This is a genomic window from Micromonospora fluostatini (genome assembly GCF_050410825.1).
Classification (GTDB): domain Bacteria; phylum Actinomycetota; class Actinomycetes; order Mycobacteriales; family Micromonosporaceae; genus Micromonospora; species Micromonospora rosaria.
This window is the reverse complement of record NZ_CP191251.1, coordinates 4,266,405-4,285,896: the sequence shown is the minus strand read 5'-3', so window position 1 is coordinate 4,285,896 and position 19,492 is coordinate 4,266,405. Positions and strand designations below refer to the sequence as shown.

The following is a 19,492-nucleotide window of genomic DNA, read 5'->3' as shown; positions in this document are numbered from 1 at the left end:
TGGTGTGCGGGGCGGTCTACCCGCCCTGCCCGTGATCAGGGAGAGGACGCATGCGGACCAGCGCAGTCGGTGACGTGACGATCCTGCTCCCGGACCTCGACCCCGCCGACCTCGACCCCACCACCGACCTGAACGACGACCTCAGCGAAGCCCTTGTCGAGGACGCCTCCTGGCGGAGCGCCGTTCTCGAAGACGTGCGGGTGCGGGGCAGCCGGATCATCGGTACGGATCTCAGCGAGAGCGCCTGGGAGGCGGGCTCGCTGTTCGGTAGCGAGATCGTCCGTACCGACTTCTCCGGGGCCTCCCTGTCGGGTGTGTCCGTGGAGCGCTGCGCGGTCACCGGCTCCCGGTTCACCGGTAGCCGGCTCACCGACGTCCGCCTCAAGGATGTGCTCTTCGAGGGCTGTCGCTTCGACTACGCCGCCTTCAGCCAGGTCGCCGCCGCCGGGGCGGTGGGGTTCGTCGACTGCATCCTGACCGACGCCACCTGGTCCTCCTGCCGCCTGCCCAACGTGGTGCTGAGGTCGTGTCGGCTGGACCGCCTGGAGTTGGAGTCCTGCCAGCTCGCTGGCGCCGACCTGCGCGGCAACTCCCTCCACGACCTCAAGACCACCCTCAGCAACCTTCGTGGCGTCACCCTCAGCGAGGACCAACTCGCCGACCTCACTTCCCTGACAGTCGAGGAGTTCGGCCTCACTGTCCGGGGGGCGTGACGTCCGGCGGGACACCGCAGCCGATTGCTTCTTGGCGCAGTCGCAGCTCGGTGACGCCGACCACGCCGCGTCGCTCGTCGCGGAAGTGGTACCGCTGATCCGTGAGGCGCCTTCGGAACGGAACCTGCGTCGCGTCGTTCGAGCGCGACAGCGGCCTCCACTCGCCAATACCGACCTGCGCGCTCGCGCACTCGACGACCAACTCGCCACTCTGGGGTCCTGAAAATGATCGATGATACGAAGGTTGCTCTGGTGACGGGCGCCAACCGTGGGCTCGGTGCCGCTGTCGCCTGTAGCCTTGCCGAGCAGGGCTTGCATGTGGTGCTGGCCGGCCGGAACGAGTACTCGGTCGCGCCTGGTGGCGGAACTGACGAAGGACGGGCTGGCCGTCAAAACCAGCTCGACGTCAACGACTCGGCGAGTGTGGCGTGGGCCTTCGTCGACACGGCCAAGCGGCATGGCCGGTTGGGCGTGTTGGTGAACAACGCCGGCGTTGCGATCGACCGGGGTCAGCTCGCGGCGAGTCCCGACTTCGAGCGGGTCCGCGCCGCTCTGGACACCAACCTGCTGGGTGCCTGGCGTTGCTGCGCCGCTGCCGTACCGGAGATCAGGAGGAACAGCTACGGCCGCGTCGTCAACATCACCAGCGACCTCGCGGGGCTGGCCACCATGGCCGACACGAACGTCTCGTACCGGGTATCCAAGGCCGCGCTGAACGCGCTGACCCGGGTCCTCGTGGCCGAGCTGACCGGCACCGGCATTCTCGTCGACGCGTGCTCGCCCGGACGCATGAACACCCGGATGGCGTACGGGGAGACCGACCGGACGCCGGAGGAAGGCGCCGACACGCCCGGGTGGCTGGCGAGGCTGCCACCGGATGGCCCGACCGGCGGCCTGTTTGCCGCCCGAACCCCCATCGACTAATGACGCCGACGGAGGTGGACGGCGTACCGGGCGCTCATGTGAGGGCTCCCCGTTGTCCGAATGACCTGTTGCGGCGTGCGCGGCTGGGGTTGCGGTCGCCGACGGGGTCGGGGCGGGTGATGTCGCGGCAGGAGGTTGCCGAGGCGGTGAACGCGTGGGTCTGGGAGCACCAGGGGCGACGCGTGTATCTGGGCGGCGCGTACATCGGGAAGTTGGAGCGTGGGGAGCATCGCTGGCCGGTGGCCCACGTGCGGGCGGGGCTGCGTGGCGTCTTCGGCGTGACCAACGATGCGTCGATCGGGTTGTACGTGATCTACGGTCTGGGCCGGTCGGTCGAGGCGGCGGAGACCGTGGCGCCGCCGGTACGGGAGGTAGCGACCGCGCCCACACCGGCGCCGTCCCCGCACGACGACGCGGACGGGGTACCCACCGTTCATCTCGACGTCTCGGTGGGGGCGGTGGTCTTGATCTCGTTTGACAGTGAGTGTCGTGGGCCGGTCCGAGTCCTCGTGACCACGGTGCCTGGGGACGGTTCCGAGCCTTCGGCGCTGCCGCTGACCGTCGGTAGCGGGGCGCGGGTGTATTCGCTCGTTGACGGGCGTGGGCGGGTCTGATGGGGCAGCGACCGGCCGAGTTGAGGCCACATGCGTCCGCGCGTCACTTTCTCGGTGCGGAGTTGCGGTGCTGGCGGCAGCAGCGCGGGTTGTCGTTGGCGCGGCTCGCGGCGCTGGTGTACGTGAGCCCGGACCTCCTCGGCAAGATCGAAAAGGCGGAGCGGGCGGCCAGTCTCGATGTCCTGGCCCGCTGTGACGAGGTGCTGGAGACGGGCGGAGCGCTCGGCCGCTTGCGGCGGTTCGTGGACCACCAGACGGCAGCGCAGCCACGGACGGATGCGTCGGCGGCGATGCCGGCCCGGTTCAGGGTGGTCACGGAGATCGTGGCTGTCGACTTAGAGGTCCTAACAAAATGATCTCTGGGTCTTTCGTCCTCTCTAGAGGACGATCTACGATGTCGGGCCGTGAGGCGTGGTGAGCAGCCGCCGTGGATCGTGCCGGACGGGCTGTGGCAGCGCATCGAGCCGTTGCTGCCCAAGCCTGAGCGCAATCCTCGGCACCCGGGGCGCAGGCGGATCCCGGATCGGCAGGTGCTGTGCGGGATCTTGTTCGTGCTGCACACGGGCATCCAGTGGGAGTTCTTGCCCCAAGAACTGGGATTCGGCTCGGGAATGACCTGCTGGCGGCGCCTGGAGGAGTGGAACCGGGCCGGAGTGTGGCAGCGGCTGCACGAGCTGCTGCTGGCCGAGCTGCAGGCGGCCGGGAAACTCGACTGGTCTCGCGCCGTGATCGACTCCTCGCATGTGCGGGCCGCCCGGCGTGGCCCAAAAGCGGCCCGAGCCCGGTCGACCGCGCCCGCCCGGGCTCGAAGCATCACGTCCTGACCGAGGGCGCCGGCATCCCCCTGGCCGTCGCGTTGACCGGCGGCAACCGCCACGACGTCACCCAACTGCTCCCGCTGATCGACAAGATCCCGCCGGTCCGGGGCCGCCGTGGCCGACCCCGCCAGCACCCCAACCAGCTCTTCGCCGATCGTGCGTACGACCACGACAAGTACCGCCGGGCCGTACGCGCCAAGGGCATCCGGCCGCGGATCGCCCGCCGCGGTCAACCCCACGGCTCCGGTCTGGGCGTATCCAGGTGGGTGGTCGAGAGAGTGCGCCGTGAGGCGCTGATTGATCGAGTGGAGGTGAGAGACCTTCGCCGCCGGGCTGTCGCAGCAGTTCGGTGAAGCTGGGGGCAGCCTGATCCGGGAGGTGCCGGGGAGGGTGGCAAGCGGCCCCGACAACGCCGGGACGTGACCAGTACTGCCAGATGGCGCGGGTCCGGCAAGCGAGACGGAGAGGTATACGCGAGGAACCGGTGTCTGAAGCCTCCTAACGATCCCTACCAGCTCGAACCTGGCGGATATGGGCTGGGTGCGGTGCGTCCTGGTCCTCTTCTCTCGGGACCGGAACTTCCTGGGCGTCTTTGTTCAGCGGTCAGGAAGGCCACGGTGAAGTGCTGCGGGGTAGCCGTGGCGATGCCGCGGGGGTATAGCCGGGTGCCTCCTTCGTCGAGCGATCAGTCAGTGAACACGGGAACTCTCCCGGTCCTGCCCGGCTGCGTCTCATCCGGAGACGACACGTCGGGCTGGGTCCACCGTCGGCCGATCGGGTCGGGAGAGGGCGGAGCCGTCGTAGTACTCCGAGGCCGGGAGAGCCGGTCACATGGGGAAGGGCGGCAGCGAGATCGCAAGGGAGGTACTGCAATGCCCGAAGACACGGTGGTGGATGCCACCGTCGCGTGGCCGACCCCGGAAGAGGCATGGACACGGGTACGGGGAATGCAGATCAAACTGCACCGTTGGGCGGTGGCCGACCACGGTCGCCGGTTTGACGATGTCTACAACTTCGTCAGCGACCCGGCCACGCTGGTCGTGGCGTTGCAACGGGTCGCCGGGAATGCCGGAGCCCGCACTGCTGGCGTGGATGGCGTCACCGCCGTGCACGTGAGCATGGCAGGGCCCGAGGTGTTCCTGGACCATGTCCGTTCCCTGCTGAAGGCCGGCACGTTCCGGCCGCTACCAGTACGGGAGAAGATGATCCCCAAGACCGGTGGGAAACTACGCCGGCTCGGGATACCGACCATCACGGACCGCGTGGTCCAGGCGGCGCTGAAGCTGGTCCTGGAGCCCATCTTCGAGGCGGATTTTCAGCCTTGTTCGTATGGGTTCCGGCCGAACCGGCGTGCGCACGACGCGATCGCCGAGATCCATCATCTGGCCACCGCCGGTTACCGGTGGGTGCTGGACGCGGACATCGAGGCGTGCTTCGACCGTATCGACCACCCGGCTCTGATGGACCGGGTGCGGGCGCGGGTGAAGGACAAGCGGGTGCTCACGTTGGTGAAGGCGTTCCTCAAGGCCGGGATCATGACTGAGCTCGGCGAGCGGAACGAGACCACGTCCGGCACACCCCAAGGAGGGATCCTCTCACCACTGCTGGCCAACATCGCGTTGTCGGTTCTCGACGAGTTCTTCGCCGAGCAATGGGCGGCAGCGGGCACCGGCCAGCAGCGCAGGCAACGACGCGCCAAAGGGCTGGCGACGTGGCAGTTGGTCCGCTACGCCGACGACTTCCTCGTCCTGGTCCACGGCAACCAGGAACACGTCGAGGACCTGCGAGACCAGGTGAGCACCGTCCTGGCGACGATGGGCCTGCGCCTATCCGAGTCCAAGACCAGGATCACCCACCTTGCCGACGGGGTCGACTTCCTCGGATTCCGCATCGTCTGGCAGCGGAAACGAGGAACGAGCAAGTGGCATGTCTACACGTTCATCGCAGACAAGCCGGTCCAGGCGCTGAAACGGAAGATCAAGTCACTGACCCGCCGGTTGTCGCATCTGAGCTACCGGGAAACGCTGGTGAGGATCAACTACATCCAGCGTGGATGGGCCAACTACTTCAAGCACGCGGTCGCCAAGCACACCTTCTCCCACCTGCAGAACTTCATCTGGTGGCGAGTGATCAACTGGGTGATGCGCCGCAACCGCATGACCTGGAGAGCCATCCGGCGATGGCTGCGCACCCCGCAAGGGTGGCAGCCCATCGCCTTCGACGGGGTCGAGTTGTTCAAGATGGCGAAGGTCCCCGTGACCCGATACCGCTATCGCGGCACCAAGATCCCGAACCCCTGGCAGCCCACGACAAGCCCACCCCCAACGGCATGACCTCGTGGAGAGCCCGGTGCGGTGAAAGTCGCACGCCGGGTTCGGCGGGCGGGTCCGGGAAACGGACCTGGAGCAATCCAGGCACCGCGCCCGGACCCGACCCAACACCATCGCCTGGTACCACGGCATGAAACGCCTACGCATCCGGTGGGAACGCCGTGACGACATCCACGAAGCCTTCCTCGCCCTCGCCACCTGCATCATCACGTACCGACACGTCGCACGACTTTGTTAGGACCTCTTAGTCGACTCCGTCGCCCCGTCCCGCCTGACCAACGGCGGCCCGTCGCGGTGGTGAGCAGAGCACCACCCGCTGGTGGCCACCCGCGACGCGCGGCTCGGCGCGCGGATCCGCCGATGTGAGTGCGAACGTTCTCGTCGCTATCAACTCTGGCCGCGCAACCCAGAACGCCCGTTACCAGTGAGCAGTTCCACAACTTCGTGTAGGCCACGCTCCTGCAGGGAGCGATCAGCGCGACCGGGAAGCTGATGACCCGCTCACCACTGCGGCGAAACTGCTGGCGCAAAGGTGAGCAAATGTCCAGTTAGTCAAGCCAGCAGATCACCGCGTCGCCGTTTGTGGCGGCTGCGGCGAAGAAGTTCCGGACGTCTGGCAGGTAGTGGGCGACCCACGCGAGCTCGCCGGGTCTGTCCCAGGTCTGGGGGTAGATCTCGGCCCGGGTCAACTCCTGCGGGTCGACGTCGCGGATGAGGTCGTCTTCGGTGAGCGCGGCCAGTCGCGTGGCCGCAGCCGCTACCTGAGCCGGTGTCAGGTACGACGGTGGCCCGTAGCCCCAGTCGTCCTCCAGGTTGTCCAGGAAGTCGAACATCTCGTCGCTGTCGGGTTCGACGTCTGGCCACTCCACGAATTCCTCCTCCCCTCGGACCAGCGAAATCTCGACACCAAGCCGGTCCAGCAGGAAGTCGAGTCCGTTCCATGCCTTGTCGGTGGCGCTCCAGCGATCGGAGTCGTTGTCCCGTCGTGTCATGGCGAGTCCGTAGGCCCAGCCGAGGTCGGCTTTGGCCTGCTCCAGTTCGTCCGGGGAAACGCGCAACCAGTTGCCGTTCATGCTCACGCCGCGAGCATAAGTTTCGGCTACGACAGCTTCCCCTGCCGGAACGCGTCGATCGTGGCCCCGGCGGCGAAGTCCTGGAGTTTCCGCTGCCCGACCTCGCCGGTCGACTGTGCTGACCGCCCCGGTCGACCCGGTGCGCTGAGCGCTCCGAAAATCCAACGCAGGGATGGATTTCGATATATACGGCGAGTAGCGTAGTCGGCACCCTTGGTGTGGCGGCGGGTGCGGCACCGACCTCATGGCACACCACACTCGGACGTGGAGGTCGAGATGCAGGATGAACAGCACCGTCGTCGGTCGGTGAGCCGGCGGGACGTGATGCGGGGCGCGGCCGTGCTCGGCGGTGCCGCCGCCACGGTCGGGTTGGTCGCACCGGGCAGCGCGACGGCGGCTCCCGACCCCGCACCGAGGAAGCCGGCACGGGCCGGGCTGACCGGGCTCGACGACTGGCTGGGCTCCCTGGTGCAGGTGGCGAGCGTGGCGGCGAACGTCCTGCCGATGCTCGTGCTGGCGCAGCGGGGGCAGACGTCCGACCCGTACCAGACCGGTGGGGTGCAGTTCGAGGTGATCAACATCGACGGTGAGCCGTCCCTCTACGCGCACAACGTCTCCGGTGACGACGTGGGACTTTCCTACACGTTGACCCAGTCGGAGCCGGCGTCGAACACCAGCGTGTACCAGCCGCTGCCGAAGGGCGGCGCGTACAAGTGCGAGTTCGACCTTGAGCAGTTCACCGACGGCCAGGTCTTCGTGGCGCCCAACCCGGCTACCACCGCGTCGACCGGGGGGCTGGCCCGCACACTGAGTTTCGCGGTGCGCGGCCTGACCATCGGGGCGGTGGTGCAGGTGGTCGGTGGCGTCAAGGTCTCGGTCACCAAGGACCCCTCGACCGGATCGTTCACCGCGGTCATCGAGGCCACCGGTACCCCGAAGACGCTGCGGGCCCAGGTCGAGGCGACCGGCCCGGACGGCAACATGGTCCGGGCGGTGTGGGACTCCTCAAACTCCCCGAGTCGGCCGAACAACGACACCATCAACCTTCCGCTCCCGGCGGGGGTGAACCTCGACCCGGTGGTGCAACTGCTCCAGCTCTACGTGGACCTCGACGCGCCCGGCCTGGACGCGGTCACCGCCGACCGCCTCCGTGAGGTCATCTACCTCTGATCCTCCCGTCGCCCGGCGGGGGGACCATCCACCGCCGGGCGACGGACTGGACGGGACCCCGACCCGTCGGCTCACCCCACGTCGTAGAAGCCGTCGCCGTCCAGGTACCGCGCGGTCAGGATGTCGTGCAGCACGGTGCTCTCCGTCTCGTGCACCAGGTACACCCGCATCGGGTACGTCCAGTCGTCCACCGAGCGGTGGATCGGGTCGCCGGGGCGGACGGTGAACAGGACGTCCTGGAAGCTGTCCAGCGCCCGTACCTGCGCCAGCTTCGGGTACCCGCGCAGGGTGCCACTGACCGGCGAGACCATGTTGACCAGCCCGGCGTGCCGGGACAGGTCGTAGTCGTCCTGCCAGCGCGCCGCGAACCGGTCGGGGTCGACGTAGGCGTCGACGGTCCACTCCAGTTGGCTCTCCCCGAGCGCGCCCCGGACCGGCACGTGCAGGTCGGCGCCGCAGGCGCGGGCGGCGGTCTCGATCAGCCGGGGTCCGTTCGGGGTCAGTTTGAGTTCGGTGTGTGCGGGGCCGTGCCGCAGGCCCAGCGCGTCGAGCACCTGGCAGGTGTAGGTCACCAGGGGATCCGACTCGGGGCCGCGCCGGGGCAGCAATTGTGCGCTGGCACCCAGGTCGCGAACACCGTTCGCGCTGATGTGGTGCATCTTCCAGACGTCGGTGACGTGGTGCCGACCGTCGAGGCTGACGGTGTTCACCAGGTATTCGGACCCGACCAGGTATTCCTGGGCGAGCACCGCCCGGTTCCGGGCGCCCAGTGCGCTGTCGGTGCCGATCAACGCCTGAAAGGCGGAGCGTACCTGCGCGGCGTCGTCGCAGAAATGGATTCCGTCGTTGCCGGCGCTGCTGACCGGTTTCAGGACCACCGGACCGTCGACTTTGGTGTGCCAGTCGAGCAGGGTGTCGAGATCGGTGACCAGGATCTGTTCCGCGGTGGGCACCCCGGCCGCCCGGACCGTCTCCAGCATGCGGTGCTTGTCCCGGCGGGCGCGGCTCAGGGCGGTGCCGTTGGTCCGCAGGCCGAGGGCCTCGCTGAGCAGGTCAGCGGCCTCGACGCCGCTCTCGATGCCCGGGATCAGGCACACCGGCGCGTACCGGGCGACCGCCGCCGCCGTCCCTGCCACGTCACCGTCGTAGGTCACCTCGGCGCGGAAGTCGTCGGGCCGGTAACTGCGCCGGTACGCGGGATTGGCGGTGGGTGAACTGCGCACGTGTACGCAGTCGAATCCCCGCTCCCGGAACAGGGGAGCGAGGAAACGCGCGCTGGAATAGGCGTCGACGATCGCCACCACGGGAGCGGCGGCCGGTCTGTCACTCATGCGAACCCCATTGTTGGTCGGACCAGGACCGGTGGTACGGCTGTCTCCCGGACGCGTCAGGGCAGACGCAGTCCGGTGTGCCGGGCGAGAAAGGCGAGTGTATCGGTCACCAGATCCGCCGCCCGGCTCGTCGACCGGTTCGTGTGTCCCGCCTCGAATTCGCTGCGGATCAGGATCGGTGCCGTTGCCGTGGTCGCGTGTTGGAGGGCGGCGCACATCTTCCGGGCGTGCATCGGGTCGACCCGGGCGTCGTTCTCGGCGACCGCGAACAGGACGGCGGGGTACGCCACCCCGGGACGGACGTGGTGGTACGGGGAGTAGCCGAGCAGCCAGCCGACCTCGTCCGGATCGTCGGCCGAGCCGTACTCGCCGGCCCACAGCCGGCCCATCCCGAACCGTTCGTACCGTGCCATGTCCAGCAGCGGCGCCTCGCACACCACCGCCCGGTACAGGTCGGGCCGCTGCACCAGCGCCGCCCCCACCAGCAGCCCCCCGTTGGACCCGCCGTACGCGCCGAGCTGGTCCCGGGTGGTCCAGCCGCCGTCGATCAGGGCCCCGGCGGCGGCGTGGAAGTCGTCGAAGACGTTCTGCTTGTGTTCCCTCATCCCGGCGCGGTGCCACTGTTCGCCCTCCTCGCCGCCGCCGCGCAGGTTCGCCACCGCGTAGACGCCGCCGGCCCCGACCCAGGCCAGGATCGCCGGGTCGTACGCGGGCACCAGCGACGAGCCGAACCCGCCGTACCCGAAGAGCACCGTCGGCCGGGGCCCGGCGCGGCCGACCGGCTCGACGACCAGCATGCGTACCGTCGTCCCGTCGGCCGACCGGTAGCTGACCTGCGAGCTGCGGACCTGCGGCACCGCCACCAGGCCGGGGGTGGCCGCCCACACGTCGGTGACCCCGGTGCGCGCGTCGTACCGCAGGATCGTGCCCGGCGTGCTGCTGTCGGTGTAGGAGAACCACGCCTCGTGGCCGCCCTCGGGCCGCTCGAAGAGCCCGCCGATCGCCCCGACGCCGGGCAGCGGCACGGTGCCGAGCCGCTCCCCGGTCGCCAGGTCGTGAACGGTGACGTCGTTGACGGCGTGCCGTGTCCAGCCGACCAGGAGCCGGGGCCGGTCGAGTTCCGGGCCGTCGAGGATGGCGAAGTCCGACAGCACCGCCTCCGGGTCCTCGGCGACCAGGTCCCGCCACGCCCGGTAGGACAGGTCGGCCGGGTCGGCGACGCAGAGCCGCGAGCGCGGCGCGTCCCGGTCGGTGAACAGGTACGCCCGGCCGTCGCGCCACAGGTACAGGCCGGTGTCGGCGTCGACGCCCACCTGCACCGGTCGGAACGCCGGCCGCTGCGGGGTACCCGCCGACAGGTCGCCGAGCCACAGGTCGCTGCGGTTCTCCGTACCGTGGGAGACGCCGAGGCTCAGCCAGCGCCCGTCCCCGCTGACCAGGATGCCGTAGTCGGCGGTGTCGGGCAGCCCGTCCCCGAAGACCAGCACGTCGTCGGCCTCCGGGTCGGTACCGACCCGGTGCAGGTAGACCCGCCGCCCCGGGCCGGCCCCGGCCGCGCCGTCGCCGGGTAGCTGCCGGACGTAGTAGTAGGCGGTGCCGTCGGGCAGCCAGGCGATCGCCGCGTGGCGTACGCGCGCTATCGGGCCCTCCAGCACCGCGCCGGACGCCACGTCGAGCACGTGCAGCAGGGACTCCTCGGTGCCGCCCCGGGAGACCTTGTAGGCGAGCCGGCCGCCGGTCGGGTCGGGGTGCCAGGAGTCGAGGGTGGTGTCACCGGCGGGGTCCAGGCGTGTCGGGTCGAGCAGGACGCGTTCCGTCCCGTCGGGGTCCACGGTGAGCAGCACGGCCCGTTCCTGCGCGGGGAGCCGGCGGGTGTGGAACCGCCGCCCGCCCCGCCAGACCGGCGTGCCCACACTGCCGGTCCGCAGCAGGTCGGCGACCCGGTCGCGCAGCGCGGCCCGGCCCGGCAGGCCGTCCAGCTCGCGGTCGCACAGGGCGCGCTGCGCGTCGGCCCAGCGCCGGGTCTCCGGGTCGGCCGGGTCCTCCAACCACCGGTACGGGTCCTCGACCAGGTGCCCGTGCAGTTTCTCGGTGCGGGCCTCCCGCCGGGCGGGCGGGTACCGCAGGCTCATCGCTGCGCTCCCGCCCGCCCGATCGGCACCGGACCGTCGGCCGACAGTTGCCCGTGCGACGGCTGCCCGTGCGACGGGTCCGGCACCCCACCCGCCCGTTCCCCTCCCACCGGCTCCCCGGCCGGTGTGGCCGGTGCGTCGGGCAGCGTGTGGAACCCGCCACCGAAGAAGACCAGGGGGGTCTGCCCGTGCTTGTCCGACCGGGTGAACGACAGGACCCGGGCCAGCACGATCGAGTGGTCCCCGGCGGGCACCACACGGTGGACCCGGCATTCGAGCCAGGCGCTGCCGCCGGCCAGCAGGGGTGCCCCGGTGAGCGCGCCCGGCTGCCAGGGGTAGCCCTCGAACTGTCCCGTGCCGGTCGGCCGGTCGCTGCGGGCGAAGGACCGGGCGGTGTCCCGCTGGTCGGCGGCGAGGATGGTGACGCCCAGCGGTGCCTGCGCGCCGAGCATCGACTCCAGCCGGGAACCGCGCTTCACGCAGACCAGCACCAGCGGCGGATCGAGCGAGACGGTGACGAAGGAGTTCACCGTCGTGGCGTGCGGAACCCCGGCGTCGACCGTCGAGGCGACGGTGACGCCGGTGGCGAAGGCCCGGCCCGCCTGCCGGACCAGCACCGCGTCCGCCACCGCGTCGGTCACCGCCACCTCGTCCGGCTCCGGCGCGTCGGGCTCCGGCGTCACGGGGGGCGCGGACCCGGCGGGTGCGCGGGCGGTGTTGCCGTGGCGGCGCGCGGCGGCGAGCCCGACGAGCGTCGCGGCCAGGGCCGAGGCGGCGCCGACGAGCAGCAGGACGGTGAAGGTGCCGCGCAGCGGGCCGATGCTGGTGAGGCCGAGGAAGAGGGCGACGCTGAGGGTGACCCCGGCGAACGTCCCCAGCGTGAACAGGCCGGACACCCGGCCCGCCACCGCGACCGGCTCGTTCGCCAGGATCCGGGTCTGGAAGACGACCGCGAACACCTGCCCGGCCAGCAGCATCACGGAACTCGCCAGCACCGCGACCCAGGGCGTGGTCACGAAGGTCATGCCCGCCAGGGCGAGCGCGACGACCGCCGCGGCGAGTACCCCGGGCCGCAGGCCGTGCCGGGTGCCGAGGCGGCCGACGAGGGTGGCGCCGACCACGGCCCCGATGCCGTTGGCCAGGTTGATGACGCTCAACCAGGTGGCCCCGCCGCCGAGGAAGTTGCGGGCGACCACGTTCGGGTAGACGTTGATCAGCCCGGCCCCGGCGTTGAGCGCGAAGACCCCGAGCAGCAGCCACCGGCTGCTCACGCTCAGCCGGTGGCGCGACGCGCCGGCCGCCGCGCCGTCTCGGGGACCGGCGGCCGGCACGGGGGCGGGTATGAGCCGGACCAGCAGCAGCGCGGAGACGACGAAGGTGGCCACGTCCACGACGATCAGCGTGGGCAGGTCGCTGACCTGCAACACCAGCGGCCCGGCGGCGGTGCCCAGCACGAACATCCACCAGTCGACCGTGGACACCGCGGCGAGCGCCGGGGCGAGGCGCTCGGTCGGCAGCACCCGCCGCAGGTAGGCCGTCTGGGAGGCGGTGAAGAAGGGGGTCAGCAGGCTGAGGAAGGCCAGCACGCCGATGGTGACGGCGCTGGTCGACCCGATGCCGGCGAGCACCGCGCCGAGCAGGCCGACCAGCACCACGGCCCGCAGCACGTCCAACCCGATGAGGGTACGCCGGGTGTCGCTGCGGTCGGCCAGCGGCGCGAGCAGCCGTGAGCCGAACAGGACGGGCAGGTACACCAGCACGATCGCGGTGGTGAGCACCGCGTTCGAGCCCCGGTTCTGGTTGTACGCGTAGTAGACGACCGCCGTGCGGAACAGCCAGTTGCCGAACTGGCTGACCGCGTACGCGGCCAGCAGCGTCCGGAGCGGCACGTGTCCCGGCCGGTCGGGGTGCTCAGCGGCGGGCACCGGTGACCCTGGACAACCGGGTACGCAGCTCGGTCAGGTCGGCGGCGTCCGCGCCCCGCTCGGCGGCGAGCGCGGTGTCCGCCTGCGCCCCGGCCGGGTCACCCGACTCCAGGCGGAGCAGGGCCCGGTTGTAGGCGTAGTCCGGGTCGTCGGAGAGCCGCACCGAGTGGTCCAGGCAGTGCAGCGCCTCGACGAGTCGACCGTTGGTGTGCAGGACGTGGGCGAGGTTGTTCCAGCCCTCGGCGAACCGGGGATCGCGGTCCACCGCCGTCCGCAGGCTCTGCTCCGCCTCGTCGGCCCGGCCGAGCTCGACCAGCGCCAGCCCCCGGTTGTTCCACGCCTGCGCGTTGCCGGGGTCGTGGTAGACGGCGGCGTCGAGGCTGGCCAGCGCCCCGGCGGCGTCGCCCCGCTTGAGCTGGAGGGTGCCGAGCCCGAGGTGGGCGCGGGCCTCCTCGGGGTTGAGTTCCACCACCCGCCGGAAGTCGGCCTCGGCGGCGGCGGTCTCGCCGGTCTGCACGTACAGCCGGGCGCGGTTGAGGTGCGCCTCGTAGTACGGCGGGCAGAGCGCCAGGGCTCGCTCGTAGTACGCCAGCGCCTCCTCGTGCCGCCCGATGCGTTGCAGCATGTTGGCCAGGTCGTTGGCGTACTCGCCGTAGTTCGGGTCGAGGCTGATGGTCCGCTGGTACACCTCGTACGCCCGGTCGTGGTCCTTGACCAGTTCGTAGATCTGGGCGGTGTTGTAGACCAGGATCGACTGGTGCAGCGCGTACCGGTCGTCGCCGTAGATCCGCTGCATCCGCGCCATGCCCTCGGTGCAGAGGGTCAGCGCCTCGTCCAGCCGGCCCTGCCGGGCGCGGATGTAGGCCAGCGCGTTCTCCGCGAAGACCTTGATGTACTCGTACTTCGGGTGGTCCCGGAAGTCGCTGCTGATCCGTTCCAGGTTGAGCAGCGCGAACCGTTCGGCGGTGACCAGGTCCGGTGGGGTCTGGTACCGCCCGTGCGCCATGCTCTGCGAGTAGAGCACCGTGGGCGTGTAGAAGCTCTGCGGGAAGTGGTGGTAGAAGGTGTCCAGGTACGGGATCGACACGTGCGCGAGCTTGAGCGAGTACAGCACGAAGGCCATGCGCAGGTAGACCAGGTTGTGCGGTTGCCCGCCCCCGGGCAGGGTCCGTAGCTGCGGGTCCGCCCAGTACCGGGAGAACAGGTCGAACCAGGTGTTGTAGAGCCCGATCTCCTGGAGCGAGATCGACAGCGGGGCCAGCGCCACCATCCGGTCGGCGGCGTCCCGCAGCCCGCAGTGGTGCACCGGGTGGACGATCTCCTCCGGGGTCCCCGCCAGGTCGGCGAGCACCTCCCGGTGGACGCGTTCCCGGGTGCCGGCGTCGAAGGTCTCGTAGTTGCGGACCGCGACCGGGTCGTCGTCGGCGCAGTGCTCGCGGACGTACCCGGTCAGCAGGTCGTACCGGGCCCGCTCGCCGAGCAGGCTCAGGTAGAGGTCGAGGTGCGTCTCGAAGGTCAGGTACCCGGGCATCGTCACGTTCCGCTCGGCGCAGCGCATCAGCGCCGAGAGGCGGGCCGGCCGGCCCTGCGCGAGCCGCCACAGGTTGTCCACCTGCTTGGCGGCCGGGGCGGCGAACCCCCAGCCGAGGATCGTCTCCCGGGCCTCGGCGCGGGTCAGCGGCGGCAGGGTGACCCGCACGCCGTGTTCGGCGAGGGCGACGTCCGGCTCGCCGTCGACCAGCAGCACGATCGTCAGCCGCCGGCTCAGCGTCCGGCGTCGGGCGACGATGTCGAGGAACTGCGACACGGTGGGCGACAGCCGTTCGGCGTTGTCGACGACCAGCGTGTAGGGCTGCGGGGTGACCGCGAGGAAAGCGTCCAGGAACTCGTACAGGCCGTTCAGCAGCTTGCCCTGGTAGTCGTGGAAGTAGAAGCGGGTACGCTCCTCCCGGCTGGCAATTCCGGTGAGGTCCCGCGGAGTCCGGTAGGCGGGGGATTCCCGGAGCGGGAAGAATCGTTTGAGGGACTGCTCCGCATTCGCCACGAGATCGGGATGCTCGACCTCCGCGACGGCCAGCGCGTGATCCACCAACGGCTGGAAACCGGCGAAGTAGCCGTGGGTCAGCTTGTCGCCGCTGCCGGACACCACACGATCCGCCGGCCGCCCGTCGCCCCCGGCGGCGAGCCAGGCGTGGACCGTGTCCGCCTTCCCGCTGCCGTCCGGCGCGGTGACCAGCAGGAACACGGGGCCGTCCGGCTCCCGCGCGGCCAGTTGCCGGCGCGCGTCGTCCAGGGCCGGAAAGAGAGCGGGGCGGACGCGGGAATGGTGGGTGGTCATGCAGGGCTCCCCCAGGGGCCGGAATGTTTCGGTCAGGGGTGGGGGCCCGCATTCGACGGGCCCCCACGGGCTTCGCCTAGCCGGCGACGTACGGCGTGGTGGTGCGGACCGTCTCCTGCTTCTCGGCGACCTTGACCTTCATGTTTCACCCCCCACCATGATATTGAAGCACGTGATTTTCGTCAGTGTGTGGTGCGGCTCGCTCCGGAGTCAAGTAGGTGCAATTGTGGAGGCGGGTGAGGACATCTGCCCGAAACAATTCGACACGCCCCGTGAGTACGCGGCGGTCCGGGGGACGGCGGACCCGGTCGCCGTCGGCGTCCGCGCGACGCGCCAGATCGGTGCGGCGGGCGGGTGGGTCGGTGGGGGTGCCCGCCGCGGCTGCGGGACGGCCCGCATCTCACGCAGAGTGACGGCGAGTCGTACAAGCGACAGAAACCCTGGACCGCGTCCCGGGCCGGTCAGAACAGGGTCGACGGCTCGGCCGGGATCGGCTCGGGCGGGGGCGGCAGGTCGGGCACCCGGGCCCGTACCTCGTCGTGGAAGCGGCGGGCGAGCACCGGGGCGTCGGCGTTGTCCGGGGTGTGCACGAAGACGGTGGGGGAGCGGCCCTCGCGCAGCCAGTCGACGCAGGCGTCGATCCAGTGCTGCCAGCCCGCGACGGTCCGGGCGGTGTCGTCGCGCCCGAGGTAGCGCACGATCGGCCGGTCGGTCAGCGCGTGGGTCCGCAGCGGCGTGCGGGGCTTCTTGGTCCAGGCGTCCCGCTCCGCGTCGCTGGTCGGCCGGTCCTGGAAGAGCGCGGTGGTGTCGAACGGGATCCACTCGGCGGTCGCGTCGGCGAGCACGCCTTCGAGCAGCCGCGTCGAGCGGGGGTTGGTGAAGAAGGCCGGATGGCGGACCTCCACGGCGGGGCGGTACGGGTCGGGCAGCCGGCGCAGGAACCGGGTGAGCACGGGGAGGTCGGCGGGAGCGAACGACGCGGGCAGTTGGATCCAGAGGGCGTGCGTGCGGGGCCCGAGCGGCTCGATCGCCGCGAGGAAGGCGCGCATCGGCTCGGTCACATCGCCGAGTCGGCGTTCGTGCGTGACGACCTTGGGCAGCTTGAGCACGAACCGGAAGTCGGGGTCGGTCTGTTCGGCCCAGGATGCCACGGTCTCCCGGCTCGGGGTCGCGTAGAAGGTCGTGTTCCCCTCGACCGCGTCGCACCAGCCCGCGTAGTGCCGCAGCCGGTCGCGGGCCGGCAGCGGGTGCGCCAGCAGCCGCCCCTGCCAGGAGGTGTGCGTCCACATCGCGCAGCCCACGTGCAACCGCCGCACCTCGTCCCCTCCCACCCACCGGGCACCCCGCGCACCCGCCCCGGCCCCGTCCGTCGGGCCGCCGACCGCGCCGGAGGTACGGTATCCGGCTGCCCCCGTCCGGGCGTCGCGTGGCCCCGGACCGGCGTCGCGGCCCCGCCGCCAGCCGGTACGCCGGTGTCGGTCGATCCGTCGTCGGTGTCGGCGAGGTACCGCCGGTGTCCGACAGGTCCGTCCGAGGTGGATTGCGTGCCGTTCGTTGGTGAACGGGCCTACCGCGCCGGACCGGAAATCCCCTCGTCTTGACCTCGCTCAGCCGGCCTGGCCTGCGTAAATGCTCGGCTGTGACGAGGGTGTCCCATCATGCGGTACGTGGATTTTGGCCTCTTGTGCTGCGTACCGACGGAGGTCATTATGAGTTCGTTCCGGCCTGCGGTATTAAAACTTCACTCGGTCCGGTGTGTAACCGCAGGTCGTTGCAGGTGTCGGGATTCCGGCACGTACGGGACGACGGATTGGCGGCTACTGTTTTACGGGCAGGTTTCTGGTACGTCAATTCTGCGTGCCGGGGCGAGCGGGGTGGGGGATGGTCTTGACGGTGCTCAACCAGGACGTGCCGACCGCGCCGGGCAGTCGCCGATGATCGGTGCGCCCGCCGTGAGTGGCTGATCTTGCCTGGTCAGTGGCTCGGGCCGGGCAGGGCGTGACGACCGGCGAGCCGTCGACGACGCGGTCGCGGTAGCTGCACGATCATGAATCGGTCCACCCCTAATGGGGTGATGTCGAACCGGCGGTGTGGCCGGGAATTTCGTGGACGACGGTGTCCTCCCTTTTGTCGCTGCCGACCTCGCGCGGCGGGCTCGGCGTGCGCCGGTCCGGCGGGTGGCGGTAAGTGCCGGAAATGACCCGTAGGTGAGGGCCGGGCCCTCTGAACCGGAGCGGCCACCGCATTCGTACGTGGTGCGCGTACAGGAGATCAACGGATGAGTGGAATAGTCGGCTGGATCGACTTTCGTCGTGACATCGGTACGCGGTCGGACATTCTGGAGGCGATGACCGGGACCATGCGGCACCGTGGCCCGGACAGCGCCGGGGTGTGGCTGTCGGCGCACGCCGGGTTCGGGTACCGGGGCCTGGACACCGGGGCGGTCGAGGACGGCGGACTGCTGGCCCGACTGGATCTCGGCGACGCGGCCGTCGCGCTCGTCGTGGCCGGGCCGATCTACAACACCGGGGAACTGCGCCGCGAGGTCGAGTCGGCGGGCGGCACCCCCCGCTCCGGCGCGACCTGCGAACTCCTGCTCCAGGCGTACCTCATCTGGGGGGACCGGTTCGTCGAACGGCTCGACGGGATGTTCACCGTCGCCGTCTGGGACGGCCGGACCCGCCGGCTGCTGCTCGCCCGGGACCGGCTCGGCCTCAAGCCGCTCTACTACCACGGGTACGCCGGCGGGGTGGTCTTCGCCACCGAGCCCAAGGGCATCCTGGCGAACCCGCGCTTCACCCCCCGGCTGGAGCTGTCCGCGCTGCCGATCGTGCTCCAGCCGCGCCTCACCATGCCCGGGGAGACCCCGCTGGTGGGCCTGCGCGAGGTGGCCCCGGCCGAGATCGTCACCTGCTCCGACGCCGGGACCACCACCCGCCGGTACTGGGAGCTGACCAGCGCGCCGCACCACGAGTCCTTCGACAAGACCGCGGCGCACCTGCGGGAACTCCTGGAGGACGTGGTCGGCCGGCAGCTCGCCACCGGTGTCCCCGGCGGCGCGATGCTCTCCGGCGGGGTCGACTCCACCTCGATCGCGGCCCTGGCGACCCAGTTGCTGCGCCGCAGCGGCCGGCAGCTCGACACCTACTGCGTCGAGTTCGCCAGCGACCCGGCGCACTTCACCCCGACCGAGCTCCGGCCGGACGTGGACGCGCCGTACGCGGCGGCGGCGGCCGAGTTCATCGGCACCCGGCACCACACCCTCACCGCGAGCGTGGCCGATTTGCTGGCCGCCATCCCGGCCACCCGCCGCGCCCGCGACCTGCCCGGCTGGGGCCAGTTCGACGCCTCGATGTACCTGATCTTCCAGCAGATGCGCGAGCGCAGCGTGGTCGCCCTGACCGGGGAGGCGGCCGACGAGTTCCTCGGCGGGTACCCGTACTTCTTCAAGGCGGACCGGGTCGGGCGCGACACCTTCCCCTGGATCGGTGACGGCCCCCGGCTGGTCGACTACCTCTCCCCGGAACTGCGCGACGTCGTCCGCCCCGAGCAGGACGAGCGGGACCGGTACCACGAACTGCTCGCCCGGGTGCCGAAGCTGCCCGGCGAGGACCCGGCGGACGCCCGGATGCGGGAGGTCTTCTACCTCGGCATGTCCGGGCCGCTCGCGGTGATCCTGGACCGCAAGGAACGCATGAGCATGGCCCACGGCCTGGAGGTCCGGGTCCCGTTCTGCGACCACCGGCTGGTCGAGTACCTGTGGAACGTGCCCTGGTCGATGAAGTCGACCGGCGGGGTGAAGGGGCTGCTCAAGGCGGCGATGGCCGACCTGCTCCCGGCGGGCACCCGCAACCGGCGCAAGAGCGCCTACCCGCACGTGCAGAGCCCGCAGTACGACGAGTCCCTGATCCGGGAGGCGACCTGGATCGCCAACGACCCGGCGTCCCCCGTCGGCTGGATGTTCGACACCGCCCGGCTCAACGACCTCATCGGGCAGATCGCCGCCGATCAGCTCAGCTCCGAGCTGCCGGGCGGCGCCAGCCCCGCCCACCTGCTCATCCAGCTCGTGGAGATGCGGGCCTGGATCGAGGAGAACGGCGTGGCGGTCCGATGACGACCCGGTG

13 protein-coding genes and 1 pseudogene are annotated in these 19,492 nt (G+C 70.6%); 8 read left to right on the top strand and 6 right to left on the bottom strand.

Going from position 1 to position 19,492, the window contains the following annotated elements; all coding sequences use genetic code 11:
• Positions 1–50: 50 nt before the first annotated feature.
• The 6 genes and pseudogenes from ACQUFX_RS18665 to ltrA all read left to right on the top strand — a co-directional run bounded on the left by ACQUFX_RS18665 (position 51) and on the right by ltrA (position 5,402).
• On the top strand, positions 51–713 hold the full coding sequence (locus tag ACQUFX_RS18665; RefSeq protein WP_428961626.1) for a pentapeptide repeat-containing protein: 663 nt from the start codon (positions 51–53) through the stop codon (positions 711–713).
• A gap of 225 nt (positions 714–938) precedes the next feature.
• Positions 939–1,637, top strand: a complete 699-nt coding sequence (locus ACQUFX_RS18660; protein ID WP_428961625.1) for an SDR family NAD(P)-dependent oxidoreductase — start codon at positions 939–941, stop codon at positions 1,635–1,637.
• A gap of 116 nt (positions 1,638–1,753) precedes the next feature.
• A complete protein-coding gene (locus ACQUFX_RS18655; RefSeq protein ID WP_428961624.1) occupies positions 1,754–2,251 on the top strand; it encodes a hypothetical protein in 498 nt (165 codons plus the stop codon).
• Entirely contained in the window at positions 2,251–2,607 is a 357-nt protein-coding gene (locus ACQUFX_RS18650) for a helix-turn-helix domain-containing protein (RefSeq protein ID WP_428961623.1), read from the top strand. The genes ACQUFX_RS18655 and ACQUFX_RS18650 overlap by 1 nt, the downstream gene beginning before the upstream one ends.
• A gap of 75 nt (positions 2,608–2,682) precedes the next feature.
• Positions 2,683–3,347, top strand: a pseudogene (locus tag ACQUFX_RS18645) (IS5 family transposase); the annotation flags it as partial.
• Between the two features lie 594 nt (positions 3,348–3,941).
• Positions 3,942–5,402: a group II intron reverse transcriptase/maturase gene (gene ltrA, locus ACQUFX_RS18640; RefSeq protein WP_428961622.1), complete on the top strand. Its 1,461-nt coding sequence runs from the start codon at positions 3,942–3,944 to the stop codon at positions 5,400–5,402.
• A gap of 545 nt (positions 5,403–5,947) precedes the next feature.
• Here ltrA and ACQUFX_RS18635 read toward each other — a convergent pair.
• Entirely contained in the window at positions 5,948–6,472 is a 525-nt protein-coding gene (locus tag ACQUFX_RS18635; protein ID WP_428966999.1) for a DUF1877 family protein, read from the bottom strand.
• A 276-nt stretch (positions 6,473–6,748) separates the two neighbouring features.
• Here ACQUFX_RS18635 and ACQUFX_RS18630 point away from each other — a divergent pair, with 276 nt between their 5' ends.
• Positions 6,749–7,642 (top strand): hypothetical protein, encoded by an 894-nt coding sequence (locus tag ACQUFX_RS18630; RefSeq protein ID WP_428961621.1) that lies wholly within the window; start codon positions 6,749–6,751, stop codon positions 7,640–7,642.
• Positions 7,643–7,713: 71 nt separating this feature from the next.
• Here ACQUFX_RS18630 and ACQUFX_RS18625 read toward each other — a convergent pair whose 3' ends face one another.
• From ACQUFX_RS18625 to ACQUFX_RS18605, 5 genes are all read right to left on the bottom strand, one after another.
• Positions 7,714–8,973: an ATP-grasp domain-containing protein gene (locus ACQUFX_RS18625; RefSeq protein WP_428961620.1), complete on the bottom strand. Its 1,260-nt coding sequence runs from the start codon at positions 8,971–8,973 to the stop codon at positions 7,714–7,716.
• A 56-nt stretch (positions 8,974–9,029) separates the two neighbouring features.
• The gene (locus tag ACQUFX_RS18620) at positions 9,030–11,105 is read right to left on the bottom strand and encodes a prolyl oligopeptidase family serine peptidase (protein WP_428961619.1); all 2,076 of its coding nucleotides are present in this window, start codon (positions 11,103–11,105) and stop codon (positions 9,030–9,032) included.
• Complete coding sequence (locus ACQUFX_RS18615; RefSeq protein ID WP_428961618.1) at positions 11,102–13,030, bottom strand: MFS transporter; 1,929 nt, start codon at positions 13,028–13,030, stop codon at positions 11,102–11,104. The genes ACQUFX_RS18620 and ACQUFX_RS18615 overlap by 4 nt, the downstream gene beginning before the upstream one ends.
• Positions 13,017–15,368 carry a tetratricopeptide repeat protein gene (locus ACQUFX_RS18610; protein ID WP_428961617.1) on the bottom strand — a complete coding sequence of 784 codons (2,352 nt, stop codon included), beginning with the start codon at positions 15,366–15,368 and terminating at the stop codon, positions 13,017–13,019. Before ACQUFX_RS18610 ends, ACQUFX_RS18615 begins: the two co-directional genes overlap by 14 nt.
• Before the next feature lie 461 nt (positions 15,369–15,829).
• Complete coding sequence (locus ACQUFX_RS18605; protein WP_428966998.1) at positions 15,830–16,657, bottom strand: DUF72 domain-containing protein; 828 nt, start codon at positions 16,655–16,657, stop codon at positions 15,830–15,832.
• Between the two features lie 989 nt (positions 16,658–17,646).
• Between ACQUFX_RS18605 and asnB the strand changes: the two genes are divergently transcribed.
• The gene (asnB, locus tag ACQUFX_RS18600) at positions 17,647–19,482 is read left to right on the top strand and encodes an asparagine synthase (glutamine-hydrolyzing) (protein WP_428961616.1); all 1,836 of its coding nucleotides are present in this window, start codon (positions 17,647–17,649) and stop codon (positions 19,480–19,482) included.
• Positions 19,483–19,492 lie beyond the last annotated feature (10 nt).